Here is a 20301-nt window from a genome sequence, read left to right on the forward strand (position 1 = left end):
CCCTTCCGCTGAGCGCAGCAAAGCCGTGCGTTGGGGTGGGCGTCGGCGGATCTCCTCATCAGCGTTGGGACGGGCGCGGCCGAGGAGTCGGGCGCGCGCGATCGGCTCGGTCGGAAAAGGGCTGCATCCCCGCCACCGCGAGGCCCAAGAGGGGGAGTCCGACGAGGTCTTCACCCGGAAGCCTACCGAGGACGCGGCCTGTGCGCGGGGCTCCTTCATGCCGTGGGCGCGCATCGCCGGGCCGGGGGCGGAGGGTTGTGGGCCCCGGGCCGCTTTAGGGGCCTGAGCCTTACGGTGCCAGGCGGGCCTGGCGCATTGGCGCCTCCAGCCTACGGCCCCGTGCCCTGGCCGCCTCGTGCGGCCGGCGGGAAAAGGGGGCGGTCCAGCGCGACGTGCGAACGGGTCGCGGGACCACCAAGCCCCGATCGTCCTGTCGAAGCCGGGCAGGAAAACCGTACGGAACTACCGCAGTCTGCGCACGTGTAGCGCTCCGTTCGCGGGGGCGGGGGCGAGCGGATGGCCGGCGGCGGGCAGCCACAGGGGGCATGTGGGCGCATCACCTGGGCAGACGCGCGCAGCGTCCGGCGTGCACGGTCCGGGTGAGGAAGCGACGGAGCTCAGGTGCGACCGACGATGCGTGTGACGGCCCAGCTCTGGCGTCACAGGCCGAAGGCGCCTCCCTTGATGAGGATGAGCAAGCCGATGGCGATCAGGACGGCCGGCAGCAGGACGTGACCCCACCGGCTGAGCGCCTTGGCGACCAGGGGGCGCGTGGCGAAGAAGCGACCCGCGAAGCACCACACGGCGACGAGGATCAGGAACACGACGGCGTACACGCTCATGCCGCCCACACCGGCTGTGGCGAAGACGGGGACGTAGACGCCGATGTTGTCCCCACCGTTGGCGAAGGTGACCGCGGCGACCTCCAGCGCTTTCGGGCCGCCCTCCTTCGCCTCCTCCTCGTCGTCCTCGTCGCCCCCATGCTTCCAGGCCTGCCAGGCCGCCTTGAGTCCCAGCGCCAGCGGCAGCAGGCCGAGGTAAGGGACGGCCGACTCGGGCAGGAAGGTCGCGCCGAACGCTGCGGCGACGGCCACGGCGAGGATGGCGGCGAAGCCGAGGTACTGCCCCAGCACGATCCGGCGTGTGGCGCCGGGGTGCCCCGCCCCCTGGGCGAAGAACAACGACAAGATCAGGATGTCGTCGATGTTGGTGACAGCGAACAGGCCGGCCGCCTGTCCGACGATGCCCAGGTCCACGGACACGGCCCCTCCCGCTCGGTCTCCTCGGACCCTACCGGCCGTGCGCCAGCTCACCGACGGCCAGGCCCAGCACGAACGGGCAGCGGCCCAGGTGACCGCATGACCTGCGCCGAAGAGCTGGCGCCCAGGCACGGACCGTCTCGGTTTCCGTCTCATGCCGGCGTCTCCTACCGGGCCCGCTACAGCGACCTCGGTGACCTGCTGCCCGGGCAGGGCCCGCGCCGTGCGGAGACGGCGTCGCCGTTCGAGGGCCGGGAGGCGGACATCCAGGCCATGGCGGCCCGCCTGCACGAGGGCGTCGCCCACCGGGCGGAGCGACGTGCCGCCGAGCTCCCGGCGCGGGTTCGATCCGCGGCCGCAATCCAGCCGGGCCCTCAGCAGCATCCCCGTCGGCCCGGGCCAGGGATCCGGTAGCCGCGAGCCATCACACCCATGCGCTGCTCTGCCTCGCACGACGCCGGGCCGGCGTCGTGCGAGGCGACGGAACCTCCGGCGGGCCTCAGCGCGTCAGGTCAGGCAGGTCCGCCCAGGACTCGCCGTGCGTCAGCCCACAGCTGCTCGAACTCTTCCGCGGAGATCTCTGCCGCCTGGGGCTGGGTCTGCCAGCCGTCCAAGGGGGCTTCGGCGAGAACGCCGTACTGCCGTTCATAGCGGGCCATCGCCGGCGGATCGGCATGATCACCGTAACCGCCTCTGACGCGTAAATAACAGCAGGCCAGAGCGTTGCGATCGTCGTGCAGGCTGCTCGATTCATGGGGACGGTGGGTCAGGAAGGCTTGACCGCCGAGACCGGGGTGACGGTCACCTTGTTGTCGCACTCGGCCCACACCCCGTCGTTCAGGGCGACCTGGTGCTTCCCGGAGTGCGGCAGCCCGATGACCATCGTCGGGTACGTCACCGGGTCCTTGCCCGACACGCAGTAGCCGTCGGCCTCCCCTTGGACCTGGACGAAGGTCAGTTTCACCCATGCCTTGCCGTGCGGCCGGACCGTCACGGTGGCCGCCCTGCCGGTGGGGGTGACCTTGAGCGGGGTGTTGTGGGCGGGGGAGCCGTTGCCGGCGCCCGCGACCGTCGGATGGCCCTTCAGGACGCACGTCTTCCGGGAGACGTTGGTGAACTGCACGACCGCCGCCCCGGTCCCGGTCCCGACGGGCCGGTGGACGGCCTGCCAGGCGCTGACTTGGAGGGCGGAGGCCGGGCAGGCGGGCGGCGGGGTGGAGGTGGTGGTGCTCGCCGCCATGGCGGTGCCGGGCAGGATGCCGGTCACCGCCGCCGCGACGGCCGTGACCGCCGTCGTCGCCAGAGCCGCCCTGCGAATGCCGTTGCTGTGCCGCATGCTGTGGTCCCCCTGAGTCGTCTCGTCCGCGGGTTTCGGTCGTCGGTTGTTGCCCCGCGGTACGCGTGGTCGTGGTACGTGAGTGCAGATGGGGCGGGAGAGCGACAGGGTTCCGTGCGGCGACTACTTGTGACGGAACGGTGACGACAGGCTGCACCCCTGCAGATGACCGTCAGGGCAGACGGAGGCACCTCCAGCGCGCCACGGGCTTTACCACGCTCCCGGCGCGCACCGAAGGTGCGCTGAGCCGCTGACCTGCGAGTTGCCAAGTTGCGCAAGTGCAGCACCTCTTCCAGGGAGGCCGCCGTCACCGGCCGTGCGTCTGTTCCCCGGACATCGACGTGACGTGTGGCCCAGCCCTCGTCATCGGCCTCGAAATACAGCCACAGGTCTTCGTCCTCGTAGTAGGTACGGAACCAGGTCGTCACACGCTCATCCTGGCCCCACAAAGCTTTGCGCGCCCATCGAAGCGTTCCTCCCACTGAGGTGCTGACGGACCTTCACGGGTTCGATGGTCTCGAGGGAGCTTCCCAGCCACCTCGATGTTCGCGCCACGCGGTCCGCAGGGCATCGAGTTCGGCGCGGGGCCGCCCGAGACTCACCTGACGTTCCAGGTACGCGTTTCCGAGGGCGCGGAGCTGCCGCTGCACGACGTCAAGGCATCGTGGGTGTCCTTCGTCGACTCCCCCGGCATCGAGGTCCAGCCGGCGGGCATGTCCTGGCGGCACGGGCAGCAGCCGTGGCACACGCACCGCGCCGTCTTCGGCCCGCCGCTGGACGCCGCGATCAAACCGGCGTACCAGCGGCACGCCGGCGCCTCCTACCGGACCCGCCACAGTGACCTCGGCGACCTCCTGCCCGGGCAGGGCCCGCGCCGGGCAGGAGACGACATCGCCGTTCACGGGCCGAGAAGCGGACATCCACGCCATGCCGGCCCGCCTGCACGCCGGCATCGCGCACCGGGCACAGCAACGCTCCGCCGAGCTCCCGGCGCCGGTCCCTCCCGCGGCCCCGGTCCAGCCAGGCCCTGCGCAGCATCCCCGCCGGCCCGGGCCAGGGATGCGGTAGCCGTGGCCCTCGGGCGTGCGGGCCCGCCGAACGGCTCTCCGCTCACAGAACGGTTCGGGCACGGCTTCCCTCTGAAGCGGTAACGATCAGTGATCAGGCGTCCCCATGTACAACCAAGAATGTCTTCCAAGGGTCTTCCTCGTACCTCAATCCCTGCGCCACCAGACGGTAGACGCGGAGCGGGTTGGCACAGAGCAGCAAAAACCCTACGGGAGGCCGTCATGGTGCACGAGATGGTGGAGCCGGGACGGGTGGGGACCTTCCTTGCTCTGCACCGGAGCAGGACGCGTGTTGCTTCGTCTGCGCTGCTGCTCCTGGGCGCCGGCGCTGTGTTGATCTACGCGCTGCTCAGGTTCGATGCCCTGAAATCGGTCGACTCGACGGCTGCTCTACTGTCGCCGTACCTCTTCCTCTACTACATCGTGTGGCGGTTTCGCCTCAGCCCCGGCCTGGGCACCGGGTCGGACGCCCTGGTGGTGCGCAACGAGTTCATCGAGCACCGGATCCCGTGGTCCGAGGTGAGCGATATCGCCTGGGGAAGGGACGTCGCAGGGCAGGTACTTCGCGTGCGGGCGAGAGGCACCACGGTCCGCTCCGACGCCTACAAAGGCCTCGTCGTGCCCGGCACAGAGCGACGCAGAATCCTGGCTTTCCTCTCCGAAGCGAGAGAGAAACCGGCAACAGTGCAGGGTACGCACCGTACGCGCACGGTCTTCGGCCCTGCAGAAGTTCTGTGTCTCGGAGGATTCCTCTCCTGTCTGATCGCAGCGGTCAACTGACCTGACTTCGCGCCACGGACGATCAGTCCTGAATAGCCCGTTCCCGTGCGAGTCTTGCCGACACGAGAGCGCCGGCGGCAACGGCTTCAGCCCCGTCTCCGCCATCGGCGCGCTCCCCAGAGCTCGTAGGCGCCTCGGCAGCGGCCCAAGACCCCCCTGACGTTCCAGGTGCGCGTAGCCGAGGGCGCGGATCTCCCGCCGCACGACGTCACACGAGGGCCTCGCGCCGGGCACAGCAACGTGCCGCCGAGCTCCCGGCGCCGGTTCCTCCTACGGCCCAATCCAGCCGCGCCTCGCCGTCGTAGGCGGTGTCGATGCGCCCTGCCGCCTGGGCTACTCCGTTGACCTGCAGTTGTGAGGTCACGGTGCGGCCAGCCCAGTCGAGGACCAGGTCCGTGTAGGACGGCAGATCGGCAGGCTCGGGGCTGGTCGGTCCGCCCGTCCCTACGGTGCCCTCGCTGCGGAAGACCGCGGAGGTTCCTGTGACCTGGCCGGCCGAGTCGTAGCGGGTGACCGCCACCTGGCGGTTGGGGACCTCCTCGCCCGAGGACGTGACGCCGTCCCTGATGGGAACCTGCGTCTGCCGGGTCCGGCCGAGGGCGTCGGTGTAGGCGCGTGAGGACAGGTAGGTCGTACCGGACTGGAGGATGTACGTGCCGATGTGGGGGTAGCCGTCGACGGCGTCCGGTACACCGGCGCTGTTGGCAGGGGTGGGCAGGCTGCGGCAATCGCCTTGGGGGAAATATCAGTCGAGGCCGCCGGTCTCCTCGACGTGCTGCACGAGTGCCGTCACAATGTGTGGGCGAGTGGCATCGGGGACGAGGGTGGGTTCCAGACCTTCCTCGATTCCCCAGTCCGTGTTGAACATGACAGGCACGTCGGCCGGTGCCACGTTGTTCCGAAGCCAGAGGGCGACCCGGGCCGCCATGTGGGCGTTGCACTCCCGGACGGCCACGCCCTCGGGTTGGAGGCTGGCAAAGCCTTCCAGGGTCTCGTCGTCGAAAGTGATTCCGAAGATCTTCGATGATCCGCGGACCGGGCCGTCTCCCTCGTCATCGAGGCGGATGAACGTATCCGGATTCCGCTCACGCAGCCGGGCTTCGAATCCCTCGAAGGTCAGACCCCAGCTCTGTCCACGCGGCGGGGTGAAGACGAACATGGTGCGCAGTTCCGCGATCTCTACCGGTTCCATAGCGGTACTTCCTGGGGATGGGATGGTCAGGGGACGTAGCGGGCATGGCCTTTGACGCCGTAGGCCGCCATCATGATGCGCCAGTACTGGACGGCGTCCTGATTGTTGGTGACCGTCTCGACACCGCGCATCTCCTAATTGCGTGGGTCGTTGAGCGCTGCCGCGTACTTGCGGAGTTCCAAGCGGTCACCCTTGTAGAGGAAGTCTCTGTCCCCGGTCGCGTGGTTCTTGCGGAGGTCCTCCAGCGAGCGGTAGCACCGTTGGTTCGGCTTGTTGACGTATTTCGCCTCGACCGCCATCCCGTCGAGGTTGCGGAATCCGTCCACCATCAGCGTGTTGGACGGACTGATCCCTGCTGGGATTGGTACCTCGAACTCCGGGAAGCCCGACACGCGTCTCTGGTAAGCCTGCTCGGCCGGCTTGCCGCCGGAGATATCCCCCTTGCGCAGAGAGTCGAGCCAGGTCTGGAAGTTCTGGCCCTGACTGGGCGTGAGCTGCGGGAACCGCCGGTCGGGAGGTGTCGCCGGAGGGACCGGCTGAATGTGCGGCGTGCTGGGAGGCAGGGGACGGTAAGCGGCCGGTACGAGCGTAGGGACGCGGATCAGGGGGCCGAGGAACGGCGGGAGGTCAGGAAGGAGGCCGCCGTTGTCCGGTTGGGGCATCTTCACCCGGGATTGGGAACTGTCCAGTGCGTGAGGGATGTTGCCGAGCGAGGTGATGCGTGAAGGTACGGATGCCGGTTGGCAGGATGGTCCTTGGAGGGGTGGATCACGTGAGCGCGAGCGAGATGCGGAATCACTGGGAGTTGCTGCCTGGAGCCGGGGCGGGGGCACTGCGGTTCGGGATGAGCCCAGCCGAGGTCGCTGACGCGCTACGCGTCGGTGAGCCGCTGAAGCGGGTGGGCGGTCCCTACGGGCAGGAAGACTTCGCCGACGGGGTGAGTGTCTTCTACGACGCGGGCACGCTGGCGTGCATTGCGCTGGACGCGGTCACGGGTCCGCAGGTCCGGCTGGCAGGCTATGCGCTGGCGGGCCGCGATCCCCAGCAGGCGCACCGGTTCCTCCTGGACTACGCCGCCGAGCACGGCAGTTGCTTGCTGTACACCACCGACGGCTCCCTCGCCCTGACCGATGTCGGGGTCCTTCTGCGCTCGCAGGACGTCGGTGGCGTGCGGATGTCGCGCCCCCTGTTCGTGAAAGAGGACTGGCTGGAGTCGGAGTACTACCGCGATCACCTCCCCCTGGAAGGCGCCCCGACCGCGCTGTGACCGAAGCGTGAATCCCTCGGGTGGTGTCCGAGTCGTGATCATTCGCGCGTTGCCGCAGCGGTGATGCCGGCCTTCCTCAGCTAGCGGGCCAAGTGCTCCATCTCCGGAAGCGTCCCCGCGTACTCACGGCTCACCACCCGACGGGCCACTGCCATGGCACTCGCCAGGTCGATACCGAGCTCAGCCCGCATCACCCACATGATGGCGACCCCGTTGACCGGCAGGCTGCTCACGTACAGCCCCGCAGGTCCGTGCTCGGCGAGCATCTGATCCCGCCGCTCGGCGTACACGTTCGTCGACGGCGGCCAGCAGCCGCCAGGCAGTCGCTGTAGAGGCGAAGGGCCGAACACTTCGCTCTGGCCCCGCACCACGGCCAGATCCGCAATCGCCTCGCCGCCGTCGGCGAGCATGACCGCGAGGTCGGTGGCGATCCGGCCCAGGTCATGACCGGTACCGCGTGGTCGAAGTGGACTCAGCGCGGTGGAGTACGAGCTGGTCAGCCCGGTGGCATCAGCCAGATCCGCCAGTAGCTGCGCACCGGCGTGACCGACCACGCCCGCACCGTCAAGTAACACGGAGATTGGGACGCGAACCGATACCCCGCACGCAGAAAGCGCCTTCCACCTGGACCGACAGAATCCCTCGACAAGGTTCATCGTCCCAGCTCAGGAGGCACTTCCGGGTTCACGCCCATGATCTGGACGGACTCCAGGTGAAGCCCGAGGCCAAGGCTGCACGGGCTCCAGCCGCAGCCGCTGGGTCGGCCAGGGTGCCGGTTCGGCCGGGCCGAACCAGATCCGGACATCCTCCCCGGTGCGAACGGGCAGGCGGGGAAAGTCGTTCTCGGCGTGCTCGGTGCGGTGCAGTGCATGCCCCGGGCCCAGGTGCCGGGCGGCGTACGTGTCGAAGTCGGCCGCGTCGGTGGGATGGCAGACGGTCGCGAGCACCTCACTCGTCCCCGGCTCCGGCGTGAAGCCCGGGCCGCGCAGCAGCAGGACGTCGTCGCTGTCGATCATGGTGGCATTCGCGGTGTCGCGGTGCTCCCGCCAGACCGGGCCGGTGTAGAACGCCTCCAGCGCGCGCCGGCGGTGCGCCATGTCGGGGAACGCGCGCAGCCAGACGAAGCGGTCCGGGTCGTCCAGATCGCGGAACCGGCCGCCGACGGTGATACCGACCGCCTGCTGACCGGTCACGAACTCGCGCTCGAACAGCTCGATCAGCGTCTCTCTGACGCCGGGATGCAGGGTGTACTGCCGGAGTTCGACGATGCTCATGCGGTGGCCTGCCCGGTGCGCGTGAGGTCCATGGTCCAGTTGTCGTCCATGCGCGGCAGGTTAGGGCCGGTCTGCTGACATCCACTGTCAGTGGATACTGAGCCGCATGCGTGCGAGCCGGCTGGTCACCCTGCTTCTGCTTCTTCAGAACCGGGGCCGGATGACGGCCCGGCAGCTAGCCGACGAACTGGAGGTCTCCGTCCGGACGGTCTACCGGGACGTCGAGGCGCTCGGTGCCGCCGGTATCCCGCTGTATGGCGCCGCCGGCCACGCCGGCGGCTACCGGCTGGTCGACGGCTACCGGACCCGGCTCACCGGACTGACCGTGGACGAGGCGCGGGCCGCGTTCCTCGTCGCACTCCCCGGCGCCGCCGCCGAACTCGGCCTCGGCGAGGCGCTCGTCACCGCCCGGCTCAAGCTGCGGGCCGCCCTTCCGGCGGAGCTGCGCGAGCACACCGAGCGCATCCAGGAACGCTTCCTGCTCGACGCCCCCGGCTGGTACGGCGACGTCGACCAAGTGCCTCACCTGGCCGTGGTCGCCGCCGCGGTGTGGGCGTGGCGGGCGGTGGTAGTGCGGTACCGGCGCTGGCGGGCGCCGGAGGAGATCGAGCGACGGGTGGAGCCGTACGGGCTCGTCCTCAAGGCCGGCCGCTGGTACCTGGTCGCCGGTGGGCCGTCCGGGATCCGCACCTACCGAGTCGACCAGATCCTCGAAATCCGGTCGCTGGAAGAAGAGTTCGTCGTCCCGGACGGTTTCGACCTGGCCGGATACTGGAAGCTCTATCTGGCCGACTTCCGAGCGCGACTGCACGCCGCGGACGCCTTGGTGCGGCTCACCCCGGAGGGCGCCCGCCGCCTCGGCGTGACACCCACGGGTGACGGATGGACGGAGGTCCGCGTACCCATCGAGTCGATCGACCACGCCCACCGAGCCTTCCTGCGGCTGGGTGCCGATGTCGAGGTCCTTGCACCGGCCGAACTACGCAGCCGCATCGCCGAGACGGCACGAACCCTAGCCGCCCGCTACGAAGCGTGACCCCGGGCAGAGGGTTCTCCTGCTGGGCACCGTCGGCCAGTTCTCCAGGAAGCGACTGTGGGGGGTTCGGCAGCACCCGCCAGTGGTACATGATCGGGAAGCCCTCGTACTCGCTGGCGAGCACCCAGTTCGTCGTCATGGTCTGCACGGCCAACTCGCGCCAGGCCCCGAAGCCCGGTCCCCCGATTCCGTAGTGGCAGAAGGCGGGCAGCCCGAAGATGTTCGCCGTGGACCGGGCATACTGCGGCTGAAGCTCAACCTCGGTGAGGGGGATCATGACAACTGTCCCTGATCACCCTTCACGTGCGTCTACCAGGGGTAGGCCTGCGGGGGCGGATACCAGGGGGCGGAAGCGCCAAGCCTTACCAGGCCGGGCGGGGGTCCCGGAGCTCCGGCGGTGTCTGCTCGGGCAGTCGCTGGTGAGTGTCCGTGCGCAGCAGAATTCCGGGGCTCGGCACGAACTCGTCGGTCGGCGGTGCAGGCTCGTGAAAACGCTCCGTGCGCGGCAACGCCACCTCCACCAGCTTGCCGTCGTGGAACATCCACAGGCCGAAACAGTCGTCGTCCTGGTCGCGGATCAGCACCTGCACGCCATGCGGATTCGGCCAGGGCAGCGCCTGCAGATCTGCGAGGAGCCCGGACCGTCCATGGGCTTTGTCGAACTCGAGCGCCCAGCCGTAGCCGAAGCCGCCGTCCTGGCCCTGCACGGGTTCGAACCGCCCCCGCCAGCTGCGGCCGGGGTCCTCGCGGGTCAGCGGTTCCATCACGTCGTCACTGTAGGGGGCCAGCACGATGACGTCTGCGGCTCTGCTCATGGCGAGATGGGACCACGCACCGTACCCACCCGACAACCTGTATTACGCGGCAGGCACTCGGCGAGGAGGTCGAGGACGTCACGCCAGGCTCGCTGCGCGTGCTGTGGGTGGTAGCCGACGCCGGGGACCACGGCGTGGTCGACCGGTGGGTGGTGGAAGGCGTGCAAGGCACCGCCGTAGATGACGAGGCGCCAGTCGACGGCTGCGGCCTGCATCTCCGCGGCGAATGCCTCCCGTTGCGCGCGTGGCATGATCGGGTCTTCCGAACCCACACCGGCCCACACGGGGCAGCGGATGCGCGCCGTCTCGCCCGGCCGGCCCGTCATCAAGGCATTGACCGTCCCGATCGCGCGCAGATTGACGCCGTCGCGTCCGAGTTCCAGCGCGATTGCGCCCCCGGTGCCGTACCCTACGGCGGCGATCTGGTCGGGGTCGGTCCGCGGCTCGGCGCGGATCACGTCGAGCGCCGCGTGGCCGATGTCTCGCATGCGGTCGGGGTCGGCGAGCAACGGCATGCAACGGGCGAGCATCTCCTCGGGGTCTTCCAGATAGCGACCGCCGTGGAGATCGAAGGCCAGTGCCACGTATCCCAACTCGGCGAGCGCTTCGGCCCGGCGGCGCTCGACGTCGCTGAGCCCCATCCCTTCGGGCCCGACCAGGACCGCGGGCCGACGGTCGGAACCGGCCGGAAGTGCGAGGTGTCCGATCATTGTCAGGCCGTCGGCCAGGTAGGGGACCGGGCGCGTGGTAATCGTCCTCATGCGCTGCGACTGTAGTGATCGACGGCCCTGATAGGGCCAGGGTTCTGCCACTGGCAGACGTGGCGAGCGCATCGCGTCCCGGCGTCCCCTGAGAATCCGAGGTCGGAACGGAGTTCACCGGGTGGGTCGGGTGTCGGGCGTGGTGCTGTCCATGACCGGGGATTTCGGTCGGCTTGCCTCGCTCCCTGCGGTCCCAGGCGGTGGCGTGCGCCGGTACAGGCGGAGGACGGCCGTGCACTGCAGCGCCATTGACAGCGCCATGGCCCTGCAGATGCCTGCCAGACCCGATCCCGACATGCCGTAGGCGAGCGCCAGTTGCAGCGCCACCCCGCAAGACGTGATGCGGGCGAGAGCCGGGCTACTGCCGCTGCCCTCGAAGACTCCGCCGAGGGCGATGAAGCACGCCAGCAGGAGGAGGTAGGGGCCGATGCCGCGCAGATAGAGCGCTCCGGCTTCGACCACCGGGCCCTCGGCACCGAATGCCCGCATGATCCACGGTCCGGCGGCGAGCAGTGCCAGGGCGGCCGTGAGTCCCAGCCCTCCGGCGAGGACCAGTGCCTGGTGTCCGATGCCGCGCCGCTCGTCCCGCCCGGCACCGAGCAGATGCGCCGTGTGGATCGCGGCAGCCTGGCGTACCGAGTAGAAGGCCATGGTCGCGACGTACATCGCTTTGGTCGCGATCCCGTAGGCGGCGACGTCGCTCACGCCGATGTGGGCGACGACAGCGACCAGCGCGAGTGACCCTGCCATCCTGATGAGGAAGTCGGCAGACATCGGCAGACCGGTCGCAGCGGTTCTGCGCAGGTCGGTGATGAGCTTCCCGGCTCGGGGGGAGGCATCGCTCGCGGCCTGCCGCAGTGTGCCGTTGCGGTGCAGAACGAGGAGACCACAGGTGAGTGCGGCTGCCCGCCCCAGCACGGTGGAGATCGCAGCCCCGCGCACTCCGAGTCCCAGACCGAGAACAAGGACGGGATCCAGTCCGAGTACCAGCGCGTTCGCCACCACTGACAGTTTCATCGGGGTACGCGTGTCGCCGGTGCCCTTGAGGATGCCGTCGACGACGTTGGTGGCGAAGAACACCGCGACGCCGGGAAACGCGATCGAGAGGTAGCCGCCGGCGAGGGACAGAGAAGGGCCGTCGCCACCCAACACGAGTCGGGCCAGCGGCTCGCGGAACAGGTATCCGCCGATGGCGATCGGGGGTGTGACAAGTGCCCAGAGCGCCCAGCCCCCGCGTACGGCCGAACGTATCGCCGCCGGATCTCGCGCACCCCTGGCACGCGCGACCAGCACGGTCGTGCCGGAGCCGGCGACGAGGATGACGCCCAGCAGGAGGTTCTCGACGTTGGTGGCGACCGCCACCGCGGCGACCGCGTCCCCGCCGAGTCGTGCGACCCAGAGCATGTTGATGATCCCGGCTGTGACCCCGGCGAGGAGCTCGAAGTAGACCGGACAGGCAAGCGAGATCAGCTTCCGACGGTGTTCCGTTGCACCCATGGCAGGTCCCCCTCTTTTCGCTGTACCTCGAATCGAGGTACAGCGAAAAGAGATAACATGCCGGTGCGGAGCGAACAAGCCCACGGACGAGCGAACGAGGAGATCGGTGCATGCTGGAGCTGTCGATTCTCGGCTTCCTCTACGAGGAGCCCCTGCACGGCTACGAGTTGAAGGCACGCATCCAAGCCCTCAGCGGCCACATCCGCCCGGTCAGCGACGGCGCGCTCTATCCAGCCATCGCACGGCTGGTGAAGGCAGCGCTCCTCGAGCAACGCACCGAACCCGGCAGCGGTGCCGCACATCGCCGGATCCTGTCCCTCACGGAGGCAGGCCGGACCGAACTGCTGGCTCGTCTGAGGAACCCCAAAGACGCGGAAATCACCGACGGGCAACGCTTCTTCACACTGCTGGCATTCTTGCGTCACCTGCCGGACCGCGCCGAGCAGGCCGCCGTTCTGCGACGCCGTCAGTCCTTCCTCGACACCCCGTCAAGCTTCTTCTACCGCGAGGGTGAGCCGGTTCGAGCCGAGGAAGCACCGGACGTGTTCCGGCAGGGCATGCTGCGCATCGCGCGTGCCACCGGAGCCGAGGAGAGGGCGTGGCTGGACGAGGCGATCCGCAGCCTGGAGTCCTGAGTGAGAGCCGGCCGCTGCGGGACCGCTGCAGCCGAGTCGCTCGATGGCCTTCGGTTTGCCCCAGCAGAGGGAAAAGACAGGAAGGAGTCAGGGACCATCCCGGCCTTGAGTGAGACGGGATTCGTCGGTGTGCCTCACTCAAGTCTGGGCAGAGAGCCGCGTTCTCGCAGTCCGTCGGGTTGCGCTTGCGGGGGCTGCGATGGGCTCAGGCTTCGAGAGCGGCCGGGTCGAAGCCAGCCGTGGTCAGGACGTCGGCGGCGACTCCTCGGCCGACCTGGGCGAGGCCGATCAGCAGGTCGTCGCAGTCGATGTGGTCGGAGCCGTTCCGTTCAGATCGCGCCTCGGCGATTGCGATGGCCTTGCGGGAGTAGGGCGTCCAGGCGATGCGCTCGGCCGCCTGGGAGGCGCCCATGCTCAGCCTGGTGCCGACGGACTGGTGGACCGTCTCCGGCGAGAGCCCGGCGGCCTGCAGGAGCCGGGTGGCGCTGTTGCCCTCCGCGGTCAGTCCCCAGAGCAGGTGCTCGGTGCCGATGTAGCTGTTGCGGTGATGCACCGCTGCTTGCTTGACGTGGACCATCGCTTGTCGGAGGTCGTCGGTCATGGTGTCGGGGCTGTAGCGCTTGTGCGGCGCATGGAAGCGCTGCTGGACCGCCTGTCGGGTCACGCCCAGGGCGGTGCCGATGTCGGTCCATGAGGAGCCGTGCATCCGGCAGTGCTCGACGTAGTCCTCGACCAGGTCGTCTGCCAGCGCCTGCATCTGGCCTGCGAGTTGGGCGGCGACGGTGAGCAGAGCGAGCCAGTCGGGCTGTTCTTGTGTGCCGGGGCTGTGGTGTGCGGTGTCGCAGCGCCGGTCCACTTCCGCGATGAGATCGTCCAGGTCTGGAAGAGCCATGAGGCAAGTACGCCTTGACAATTTAGAATTGTCAAGGCGTACTTGCCTCGCGCTGGTGGTGGGCGACGGCCTTGAGCCAGGCAGCCTCTGTGGATCGCTCGATGCGCAGCTCACTTGCCCGGAAATCTCCGAGAGCGCCCGGACATCGCAGAGGCAGGACATCCGTCAGGTAGCTGCTGAGTGCGCGGCTTTGCTCCGGGTGTGGGCGAGGCGGTAGGTCTCTGCCGCCTGCTCGCTCATCCGGTGACGGCTGGGAGTACTCGCGGCATCGACTCCTTCTCGGCGGCGGCGGGGCGGCGGTACAGCAGCTGGTCATGGGCGGCTGGCGATGGCAGCGGCCGCCGGTCGGGCGGAAGATGGGCGAGCCGACGCTCGGTCAAGGATGCGACGGACGACGGCCTTTCGGGCTCCTGCGGCGGCGCGTCGTCCGACTCGGCAGCCCTGCGGGCCTCTAGGGCGACCGCGTCCGCGGTGGGCGCGCCCACCCGTAAGGCCGCGGCCCTGCCACCAGGTGCTCGTGCGGGAAACGACGGTGCAACAGCAGCACCTCGATCAGGGCCTTCGTGCCGTCCTTGTCCCCGCGGGCCTTGCGGGCCTTGCGGGCCTTGCGGGCTCCACGCGTCGTGGATCCGGGTGAACCTGCCCGCCTGGCGGGCCTGTTCCAGCGCGGTCGCCCCGGGCAGGGCACCCGGCTTGCGCAGCAGCGTCTCCAGGTAGTGGTCGAGTTCGAGACGCTCGCCGGCCTTGGCCACCAGCCGCTCGTGCCGGGCGATCTCGGTGGTGCCGTCGTAGACGGCCAGCTCGTTGGCGTGCAGCACGAGGCGGACCCGGCGCTCGATGTAGCGGACAGGCACCGAGTAGAAGCCGGCACGGGCCCAGGCACGGCTGTGCCGGTCCACCCGGGTCTCGACGACCTGCCCGGCGTCGAACACCTCGCCAGGCAGCGGGGCCGGCAGCGGCTGCTCGACGGCGAAGTACTCCGCGACGGTGCGCGGACGCATCCTGATCCGCCGCCCGTCGTCTTCTTCGTCCCACTGTTCCACCAGCATGTTCAGCTCAGCCAGCGAGCCGACTCCGGGACGGGAACGAAGTGATTGCGGCGGAAACGGCCGATGTCGCCCTCCACCCCACCCTTCTCGTGGGCGCCGGTCAGGCCGGGGCGGCAGTAGGAGCTGTCGACGCCATAGTGCTCACGGAAGGCGAGCCACCGGGCGTTCTCCTGCCGTTCCCGGGCGAACCCGATCACCTTGGCGACCGCGGCCTTCAAGTTGTCGTAGCGCCCAGCACGCTGAGGGCGTGGACGTGCCCTTCCAAGAATGCCTCCTGCCCGGGACGGGGCCCCGGCGCACCGCGACATAGGCACGGACCGTGCCGTAGGAAATCTGGTCCGCGTGATGCTCGTCGACCAACCGGTCGAAGACACGCTTGGCGGTGTGCCGCTGCTTGCGCGGCGCGACCAGATCCGCCCGCAGCATCTCGTCCACCAGCGACTTGAACGGGTCACGACAGGTCGGCCGGGGCGGGAGCTTCTTCCGCGGCTGCGGCCACGCGGACTCCAACGCCCTCCGCACCGTGGGATGACCGACCCCGTACTTGCGCATCAGAGCACGTTTCCCCAGCCCTGCACGGTGGTCACGGCGGATCGCCGCGTACAGGTCGACTCTCGACTTCGGCGTCATCGGCGGTCCCCAGCGACATGGAGCATCCCCATGCTCCTACCGCAAGCGCCCGAGTGTTGCTGGAACGCATCAACACCATTCCCCGCGAACTCCCGGTGTTGTCCGCGCTGAACGACAAACGTCGCTAGAACTCGCCTACATAATCAGACCTCGCCAGCACAGCACATCCCTTATCTCATCAGCCATCGTCCCGTCCCGTCCAACGGTCTGCGTCAGCGAATAGAGGGAACTCACCCGCTGGCCACTACCACTCCCCCGCTCCGTCGCTTACGCCGGTAGCAGGCCATGCCGCAACCGGTCGACGTCCCAGGCGTACAGGACTCCGCGGCCGCTACAGGGCTGGGGTGAGTTGGGCCTGGCCGAAGAGCAGAGCATAGCCGGTGGGTAGCTGCCGCAGGATTCGGGTGAGGAGGTCGGGGCCGGCGAGGGCGGCCACCGTTGTGAGCACGGATCCGGTGTCCCAGCGGGTAGTGGCCAGGGAAGCGCCGGCTTGTGTGGCGAGGTCCTTGACGAAGGCCCAGCCGGTCAGGGGCTGGAGGGTGGGGAGCTGCGCGGAGAGGATGCGTGCGGCCTCCAGGGGAAGGCGGGCAGCGAGCTCGACGCGTTCGTCGCCCGTCAGCTGGCGTCCGAGGCCCGCGAGGACGAGCCGTACGGCTTCTTCGGCTCTCTCGCGGGTGGGATAGGCCCCTTCGTAGCGGACCTTCTCCAGCATCTGCTCATAGGTAAGGGTGGAGTTGTGCTGCAGCGGTGCATGCAGGTCGGTCGTCACTGCAGTGGCTGCCTTTCGTGTTGCTGTCGCGTGGGCCCGGTAGGGCACGAGGGCGGCGGCACTCCCGTGCGGGTCCGCGGGCGTCCGGTGGGTGTGATCAGTCAGGTTGGGGTCGGCCGAAGAGGAGGTCATAGCCGGGGGGAAGCTGGAGCAGGATCTTCGACATGAGGTCGTCGCCGGCGGCGTCGGCAACCGTGCTGAGCACGGCGCTGACGTCCCAGGCGGCGGTCTGCTCGGTGGCCCCTTCGATCCAGGCCGCCGTCGCCCTGACGAACCTCTCCGAAGAAAGGGGTTCCATGGCTTGCAGCGGACTGAGGAGGATCAGGGCGAAGCCGTCCGACAGGCGAGCCGCCAGCTGGGCGCGTACCTCGCCCACCAGGTGCGCGCCCAGCAGCGCGAGCACCACACGGGCTGCGCGCTCCGCTTCCTGCCGGTTTGCGTACTCACCGCGTTCGGTCACGCGGTCGAGGAACGCTTCCATGCGCAAGGTCACGTCGACCGCCACCTTTCCTCAGCCCGGGGCGCGGAGGACGGGCGAAGAGAGCGCGGCGCCCGTCCTCCGCTGCTGCTCGGCCTGCTGTCGCCGATGGCTCAGCCGGAGATTTCCCTGCGGTCGGATCCCCCGCCGACGGCGATCTTGCGGGGCTTGGCGCGCTCGGCGATCGGGATACGCAGGGTGAGTACGCCGACGTCGTAGTCGGCCTTGATCCGCTCGGTGTCGAGCGTGTCCGCCAGCACGATCTGGCGGGAGAAGACGCCCAGCGGCCGCTCGGACAGTTCCATCTGCACGTCGTCGGACTTCGCCACCGGCCGGCGCTCGGCCCTCACGGTCAGCATGTTGCGTTCGACGTCGATGTCGATCGCCTCGGCGCTGACGCCGGGAAGGTCGAAGACCACGACGTACGCGTCGCCCTCGCGATAGGCGTCCATCGCCATCGCCGACGGCCGCGACCACGTCCCCGGGCTCGCCAGCTGCTGAGCCAGGCGGTCCAGCTCACGGAAGGGGTCAGTGCGCATCAACATCGGAAAACACCTCCAGCAGGTTCAGGCAGTTGCTGCCAATGCGCCTCACGGAAACCGTTGTAACATGTCATCCAATGGATGACAACTCCGACGTCATCCAGGCGACGACCAGAGAAGGAGGTGCTCATGAAGTCAGCCGATCAACCGGACAGGCCGCTCGCCGCAAGGGCCGGCGCCCCGAGCCCGGCGTCCTTCCTCGCGGCCGCGGCAGCCCTGGAGGCCATAGACGACGCCCTGCAAGCCGCCCAGCACCAACCCACACCCACCCCCGCGTCCGACGTGGGCCCGGAGCAAGCCCTGGCCTCGCTGCACCTGCTGCGGCAGGTCCGTGAGCAGCTCGCCGGCTGGGAGACCGGCCTGATCGAGACCGCCCGCGAGGCGGGGGCCAGCTGGGCCGACCTTGCACCTTCCCTCGGCGTCGCCAGCCGCCAGGCCGCCGAACGCCGCTACCTGCGCGGTCGGCCCGGCCCCGCCGGAAGCACCGGCGAACAACGCGTCCAGGCCACCCGCGACCACCGCGCGGCCCAGCGCAGCACCAGCGCCTGGGCCCGCCGCAACGCAGCCGGTCTGCGTCGCATCGCCGGCCAGATCACCGCCCTCACCGACCTCCCCGTCGCCGCTCGCCGGTCCCTGCGCCAGCTCGACGAGGCCCTCGGCCAGGACGACCCCACCGCTCTCCTGAGACCCCTCATCGCCGCACAGCCACATCTCGTGGCCCACCCCGACCTCGCCGCCCGACTCGACACCCTCACGACCTCCGCCATGACCGCGAACAATCCCGACTGATGCCCCAGCCCGCGGCCGTCGGCGCCCCGCCCCGTGGGCTGCCTGGCGGAACGACCTCGGCCAGGCATCCACGAGGTAAGGCGTTCACCACCCCGGAATGGGCACCGTCGGCGTCTCGCGACCACGCTTCAACTGCCTGCTCAGCGGCGCCCCAGACCCCTCTTCCTGCAATTGATCACGTTGCTCCGATGACTGAATTGTGAGGTATCCGCGACCATGCCGACCGAGACCTTCGAGTTCCAGGTCGAGGCCCGTCAGCTGCTCCAGCTGATGATCCACTCCGTCTACTCGAACAAGGACGTCTTCCTCCGCGAACTTGTCTCCAACGCCTCCGACGCACTCGACAAACTGCGCCTGGAGAAGCTGCGTCACGACACGCTCGACGCCGACATCTCCGACCTGCACATCGAGATCGACATCGACCAGGACGCCCGCACCCTCACGGTGCGGGACAACGGCATCGGCATGTCCTACGACGAGGTCGGGCAGCTGATCGGCACCATCGCCCACTCCGGAACCGCCCAGTTCCTCCAAGAGCTGCGCGAGGCCAAGGAAGGGGCAGAGGAAGGGCTCATCGGCCAGTTCGGCGTCGGCTTCTACTCCGGCTTCATGGTGGCCGACGAGATGACCCTGCTGACACGACGCGCCGGGGAAGGCGAAGGCACCCGCTGGACCTCCCGCGGTGAGGGCACCTACACCCTGGAGACGGTCGCTGACGCGCCGCAGGGCACCTCGGTCACCTTGCACCTCAAGCCGGCCGACCCCGACAACCAACTCCACGACTACACGTCGGCGTTCAAGGTCCGGGAGATCATCAAGCGGTACTCGGACTTCATCACCTGGCCCATCCGCATGGCACCCGAAGCTCCGGCCGCCGACAGCGATGACGACGGCAAGGGAGACGGCGCACCGGCGCTCGAGACGTTGAACTCCATGAAGGCGCTGTGGGCGCGGTCCCGCGACGAGGTGTCCGAGGAGGAGTACCACGAGCTGTACAAGCACGTCGGCCACGACTGGCGTGACCCGCTGGAGACGATCCGGCTCCAGGCGGAGGGCACCTTCGAGTACCAGGCCCTGCTGTTCCTGCCGGCCCATGCCCCCTTCGACCTGTTCACCCGTGACTACAAGCGCGGCTTGCAGCTCTACGTCAGGCGGGTCCTCATCATGGAGGACTGCGAAGCACTGCTGCCGCCGTACCTGCGCTTCGTCAAGGGGGTCGTCGACGCGGCAGATCTGTCGCTCAACGTCTCCCGCGAGATCCTCCAGCAGGACCGCCACATCGAGATGATGCGCCGTCGCCTGACGAAAAAGGTTCTCTCCACGGTCAAGGACATGATGGCCAAGGACCCCGACCGCTACGCCACTCTCTGGCGGGAGTTCGGCACGGTCCTCAAGGAAGGGCTCGTCACCGACTCCGAGAACCGTGACGCCCTCCTCGCCGTCGCATCGTTCGCCGGCACGCACCACGACACCGAGCAGACGACCCTCAAGCAGTACCTGGAACGGATGAAGGACGGGCAGGACGCCATCTACTACCTGACCGGGGAGTCCCGTCAGAGCATCGAAGCCTCCCCGCACATGGAGGCGTTCAGGGACCGCGGCATCGAGGTCCTGCTGCTGACCGACCCGGTCGACGAGGTATGGGCCGACGCGGTCGGCGAGTACGAGGGCAAGAAGCTGCGCTCCGTCGCCAAGGGCCAGATCGACCTCGACACCCGGGACGCCGACACCTCCGACGAGGAGCAGAAGAAGCGGGACGAGGAGTACGCGGCGCTCCTCGGATGGATGACGCAGGAGCTCGGCGAGGACATCAAGGAGGTACGTCTGTCCTCGCGTCTGACCGTCTCCCCCGCGTGCATGGTCTCCGACAACGACGCTCTGACCCCGGCCCTGGAGAACATGTACCGCGCCATGGGGCAGGAAGTACCCCGCGCCAAGCGGATCCTGGAACTCAACCCCCATCACCAGCTGGTGCAGGCCCTCAACCAGGCGTACAACGAGCGCAAGGACCACGCTGAGCTCGGCGAGACCGCCGAAGTCCTGCACGGCCTGGCGGTCCTCGCCGAAGGCGGCCAGCCCAAGGACCCTGCACGGTTCGTCAAACTGATGGCGGACCGCCTGGAACGCGCCCTGTAGCCCGCTTCCGTCCATGACACGGCCGGCAGGTCGCCTCAGGGCTGGACCGGCCATGCCCTACCCACGGCTCGCGAGAGTAGCCACCGTCTCCGAGGAG

General features: G+C 68.9%; 18 protein-coding genes and 3 pseudogenes. 6 read left to right on the forward strand and 15 right to left on the reverse strand.

All coding sequences use genetic code 11. From position 1 onward, the window contains the following. Positions 1-659 precede the first annotated feature (659 nt). Positions 660-1256 carry a cadmium resistance transporter gene (locus tag ACF08B_RS38655; RefSeq protein WP_392321751.1) on the reverse strand — a complete coding sequence of 199 codons (597 nt, stop codon included), beginning with the start codon at positions 1254-1256 and terminating at the stop codon, positions 660-662. A gap of 769 nt (positions 1257-2025) precedes the next feature. Continuing rightward, on the reverse strand, positions 2026-2595 hold the full coding sequence (locus tag ACF08B_RS38660; protein WP_392321723.1) for a DUF4232 domain-containing protein: 570 nt from the start codon (positions 2593-2595) through the stop codon (positions 2026-2028). Between the two features lie 1289 nt (positions 2596-3884). Here ACF08B_RS38660 and ACF08B_RS38665 point away from each other — a divergent pair. Then, positions 3885-4442 carry a hypothetical protein gene (locus ACF08B_RS38665; protein WP_392321724.1) on the forward strand — a complete coding sequence of 186 codons (558 nt, stop codon included), beginning with the start codon at positions 3885-3887 and terminating at the stop codon, positions 4440-4442. A gap of 208 nt (positions 4443-4650) precedes the next feature. On the opposite strand, the gene ACF08B_RS38670 is transcribed toward ACF08B_RS38665, so the two are convergent. The 3 genes and pseudogenes from ACF08B_RS38670 to ACF08B_RS38680 form a co-directional block, all read right to left on the reverse strand. Further along, positions 4651-4962 carry a hypothetical protein gene (locus tag ACF08B_RS38670; protein WP_392321725.1) on the reverse strand — a complete coding sequence of 104 codons (312 nt, stop codon included), beginning with the start codon at positions 4960-4962 and terminating at the stop codon, positions 4651-4653. A gap of 225 nt (positions 4963-5187) precedes the next feature. Next, on the reverse strand, positions 5188-5634 hold the full coding sequence (locus ACF08B_RS38675; protein WP_392321726.1) for a hypothetical protein: 447 nt from the start codon (positions 5632-5634) through the stop codon (positions 5188-5190). 26 nt (positions 5635-5660) lie between these two features. After that, a pseudogene (locus ACF08B_RS38680) lies at positions 5661-6296 on the reverse strand (restriction endonuclease fold toxin-2 domain-containing protein). Between the two features lie 110 nt (positions 6297-6406). Between ACF08B_RS38680 and ACF08B_RS38685 the strand changes: the two are divergent. Continuing rightward, the gene (locus tag ACF08B_RS38685) at positions 6407-6901 is read left to right on the forward strand and encodes a hypothetical protein (RefSeq protein ID WP_392321727.1); all 495 of its coding nucleotides are present in this window, start codon (positions 6407-6409) and stop codon (positions 6899-6901) included. Between the two features lie 249 nt (positions 6902-7150). Here the strand turns inward: ACF08B_RS38685 and ACF08B_RS38690 are convergent. After that, positions 7151-7525: pseudogene (locus tag ACF08B_RS38690) on the reverse strand (IS1380 family transposase); the annotation flags it as partial. Positions 7526-7566: 41 nt separating this feature from the next. Next, on the reverse strand, positions 7567-8175 hold the full coding sequence (locus ACF08B_RS38695) for an NIPSNAP family protein (RefSeq protein WP_392321728.1): 609 nt from the start codon (positions 8173-8175) through the stop codon (positions 7567-7569). Between the two features lie 106 nt (positions 8176-8281). Between ACF08B_RS38695 and ACF08B_RS38700 the strand changes: the two genes are divergently transcribed. Next, the gene (locus tag ACF08B_RS38700) at positions 8282-9211 is read left to right on the forward strand and encodes a helix-turn-helix transcriptional regulator (protein WP_392321729.1); all 930 of its coding nucleotides are present in this window, start codon (positions 8282-8284) and stop codon (positions 9209-9211) included. Between the two features lie 362 nt (positions 9212-9573). Here ACF08B_RS38700 and ACF08B_RS38705 read toward each other — a convergent pair whose 3' ends face one another. The 3 genes from ACF08B_RS38705 to ACF08B_RS38715 all read right to left on the reverse strand — a co-directional run bounded on the left by ACF08B_RS38705 (position 9574) and on the right by ACF08B_RS38715 (position 12284). Next, entirely contained in the window at positions 9574-10026 is a 453-nt protein-coding gene (locus ACF08B_RS38705) for a hypothetical protein (RefSeq protein ID WP_392321730.1), read from the reverse strand. Further along, complete coding sequence (locus ACF08B_RS38710) at positions 10023-10787, reverse strand: dienelactone hydrolase family protein (protein ID WP_392321731.1); 765 nt, start codon at positions 10785-10787, stop codon at positions 10023-10025. The genes ACF08B_RS38705 and ACF08B_RS38710 overlap by 4 nt, the downstream gene beginning before the upstream one ends. Before the next feature lie 114 nt (positions 10788-10901). Further along, the gene (locus tag ACF08B_RS38715; RefSeq protein WP_392321732.1) at positions 10902-12284 is read right to left on the reverse strand and encodes an MATE family efflux transporter; all 1383 of its coding nucleotides are present in this window, start codon (positions 12282-12284) and stop codon (positions 10902-10904) included. A 110-nt stretch (positions 12285-12394) separates the two neighbouring features. Between ACF08B_RS38715 and ACF08B_RS38720 the strand changes: the two genes are divergently transcribed. Beyond that, positions 12395-12919 carry a PadR family transcriptional regulator gene (locus tag ACF08B_RS38720; RefSeq protein WP_392321733.1) on the forward strand — a complete coding sequence of 175 codons (525 nt, stop codon included), beginning with the start codon at positions 12395-12397 and terminating at the stop codon, positions 12917-12919. Between the two features lie 205 nt (positions 12920-13124). On the opposite strand, the gene ACF08B_RS38725 is transcribed toward ACF08B_RS38720, so the two are convergent. The 5 genes and pseudogenes from ACF08B_RS38725 to ACF08B_RS38745 all read right to left on the reverse strand — a co-directional run bounded on the left by ACF08B_RS38725 (position 13125) and on the right by ACF08B_RS38745 (position 17282). After that, on the reverse strand, positions 13125-13811 hold the full coding sequence (locus ACF08B_RS38725) for a Clp protease N-terminal domain-containing protein (protein ID WP_392321734.1): 687 nt from the start codon (positions 13809-13811) through the stop codon (positions 13125-13127). Positions 13812-14047: 236 nt separating this feature from the next. Then, a pseudogene (locus tag ACF08B_RS38730) lies at positions 14048-15490 on the reverse strand (IS21 family transposase). 331 nt (positions 15491-15821) lie between these two features. Beyond that, positions 15822-16259: a DUF2267 domain-containing protein gene (locus ACF08B_RS38735; protein WP_392321735.1), complete on the reverse strand. Its 438-nt coding sequence runs from the start codon at positions 16257-16259 to the stop codon at positions 15822-15824. Positions 16260-16356: 97 nt separating this feature from the next. After that, on the reverse strand, positions 16357-16752 hold the full coding sequence (locus ACF08B_RS38740; protein WP_392321752.1) for a DUF2267 domain-containing protein: 396 nt from the start codon (positions 16750-16752) through the stop codon (positions 16357-16359). A gap of 98 nt (positions 16753-16850) precedes the next feature. After that, positions 16851-17282, reverse strand: a complete 432-nt coding sequence (locus ACF08B_RS38745) for an Hsp20/alpha crystallin family protein (protein WP_392321736.1) — start codon at positions 17280-17282, stop codon at positions 16851-16853. Positions 17283-17408: 126 nt separating this feature from the next. Between ACF08B_RS38745 and ACF08B_RS38750 the strand changes: the two genes are divergently transcribed. Both ACF08B_RS38750 and htpG read left to right on the forward strand, forming a co-directional pair. Then, positions 17409-18068: a type III effector protein gene (locus ACF08B_RS38750; protein WP_392321737.1), complete on the forward strand. Its 660-nt coding sequence runs from the start codon at positions 17409-17411 to the stop codon at positions 18066-18068. Positions 18069-18284: 216 nt separating this feature from the next. After that, positions 18285-20204, forward strand: a complete 1920-nt coding sequence (htpG, locus tag ACF08B_RS38755; RefSeq protein WP_392321738.1) for a molecular chaperone HtpG — start codon at positions 18285-18287, stop codon at positions 20202-20204. Positions 20205-20301: the final 97 nt, after the last annotated feature.

The sequence above is a fragment of the Streptomyces sp. NPDC015139 genome, from assembly GCF_043079785.1.
In the GTDB taxonomy this organism is placed as follows: Bacteria; Actinomycetota; Actinomycetes; order Streptomycetales; family Streptomycetaceae; genus Streptomyces; species Streptomyces albidocamelliae.

Excerpts from the sequence above, each read along its gene's own strand:
- ACF08B_RS38660 (WP_392321723.1), bottom strand. The coding sequence starts at position 2,595 with ATGCGGCACAGCAACGGCATTCGCAGGGCGGCTCTGGCGACGACGGCG.
- ACF08B_RS38665 (WP_392321724.1), top strand. The coding sequence starts at position 3,885 with ATGGTGCACGAGATGGTGGAGCCGGGACGGGTGGGGACCTTCCTTGCT.
- ACF08B_RS38675 (WP_392321726.1), bottom strand. The coding sequence starts at position 5,634 with ATGGAACCGGTAGAGATCGCGGAACTGCGCACCATGTTCGTCTTCACC.
- ACF08B_RS38695 (WP_392321728.1), bottom strand. The coding sequence starts at position 8,175 with ATGAGCATCGTCGAACTCCGGCAGTACACCCTGCATCCCGGCGTCAGA.
- ACF08B_RS38700 (WP_392321729.1), top strand. The coding sequence starts at position 8,282 with ATGCGTGCGAGCCGGCTGGTCACCCTGCTTCTGCTTCTTCAGAACCGG.
- ACF08B_RS38705 (WP_392321730.1), bottom strand. The coding sequence starts at position 10,026 with ATGAGCAGAGCCGCAGACGTCATCGTGCTGGCCCCCTACAGTGACGAC.
- ACF08B_RS38710 (WP_392321731.1), bottom strand. The coding sequence starts at position 10,787 with ATGAGGACGATTACCACGCGCCCGGTCCCCTACCTGGCCGACGGCCTG.
- ACF08B_RS38715 (WP_392321732.1), bottom strand. The coding sequence starts at position 12,284 with ATGGGTGCAACGGAACACCGTCGGAAGCTGATCTCGCTTGCCTGTCCG.
- ACF08B_RS38720 (WP_392321733.1), top strand. The coding sequence starts at position 12,395 with ATGCTGGAGCTGTCGATTCTCGGCTTCCTCTACGAGGAGCCCCTGCAC.
- ACF08B_RS38725 (WP_392321734.1), bottom strand. The coding sequence starts at position 13,811 with ATGGCTCTTCCAGACCTGGACGATCTCATCGCGGAAGTGGACCGGCGC.
- ACF08B_RS38745 (WP_392321736.1), bottom strand. The coding sequence starts at position 17,282 with ATGTTGATGCGCACTGACCCCTTCCGTGAGCTGGACCGCCTGGCTCAG.
- ACF08B_RS38750 (WP_392321737.1), top strand. The coding sequence starts at position 17,409 with ATGAAGTCAGCCGATCAACCGGACAGGCCGCTCGCCGCAAGGGCCGGC.
- htpG (WP_392321738.1), top strand. The coding sequence starts at position 18,285 with ATGCCGACCGAGACCTTCGAGTTCCAGGTCGAGGCCCGTCAGCTGCTC.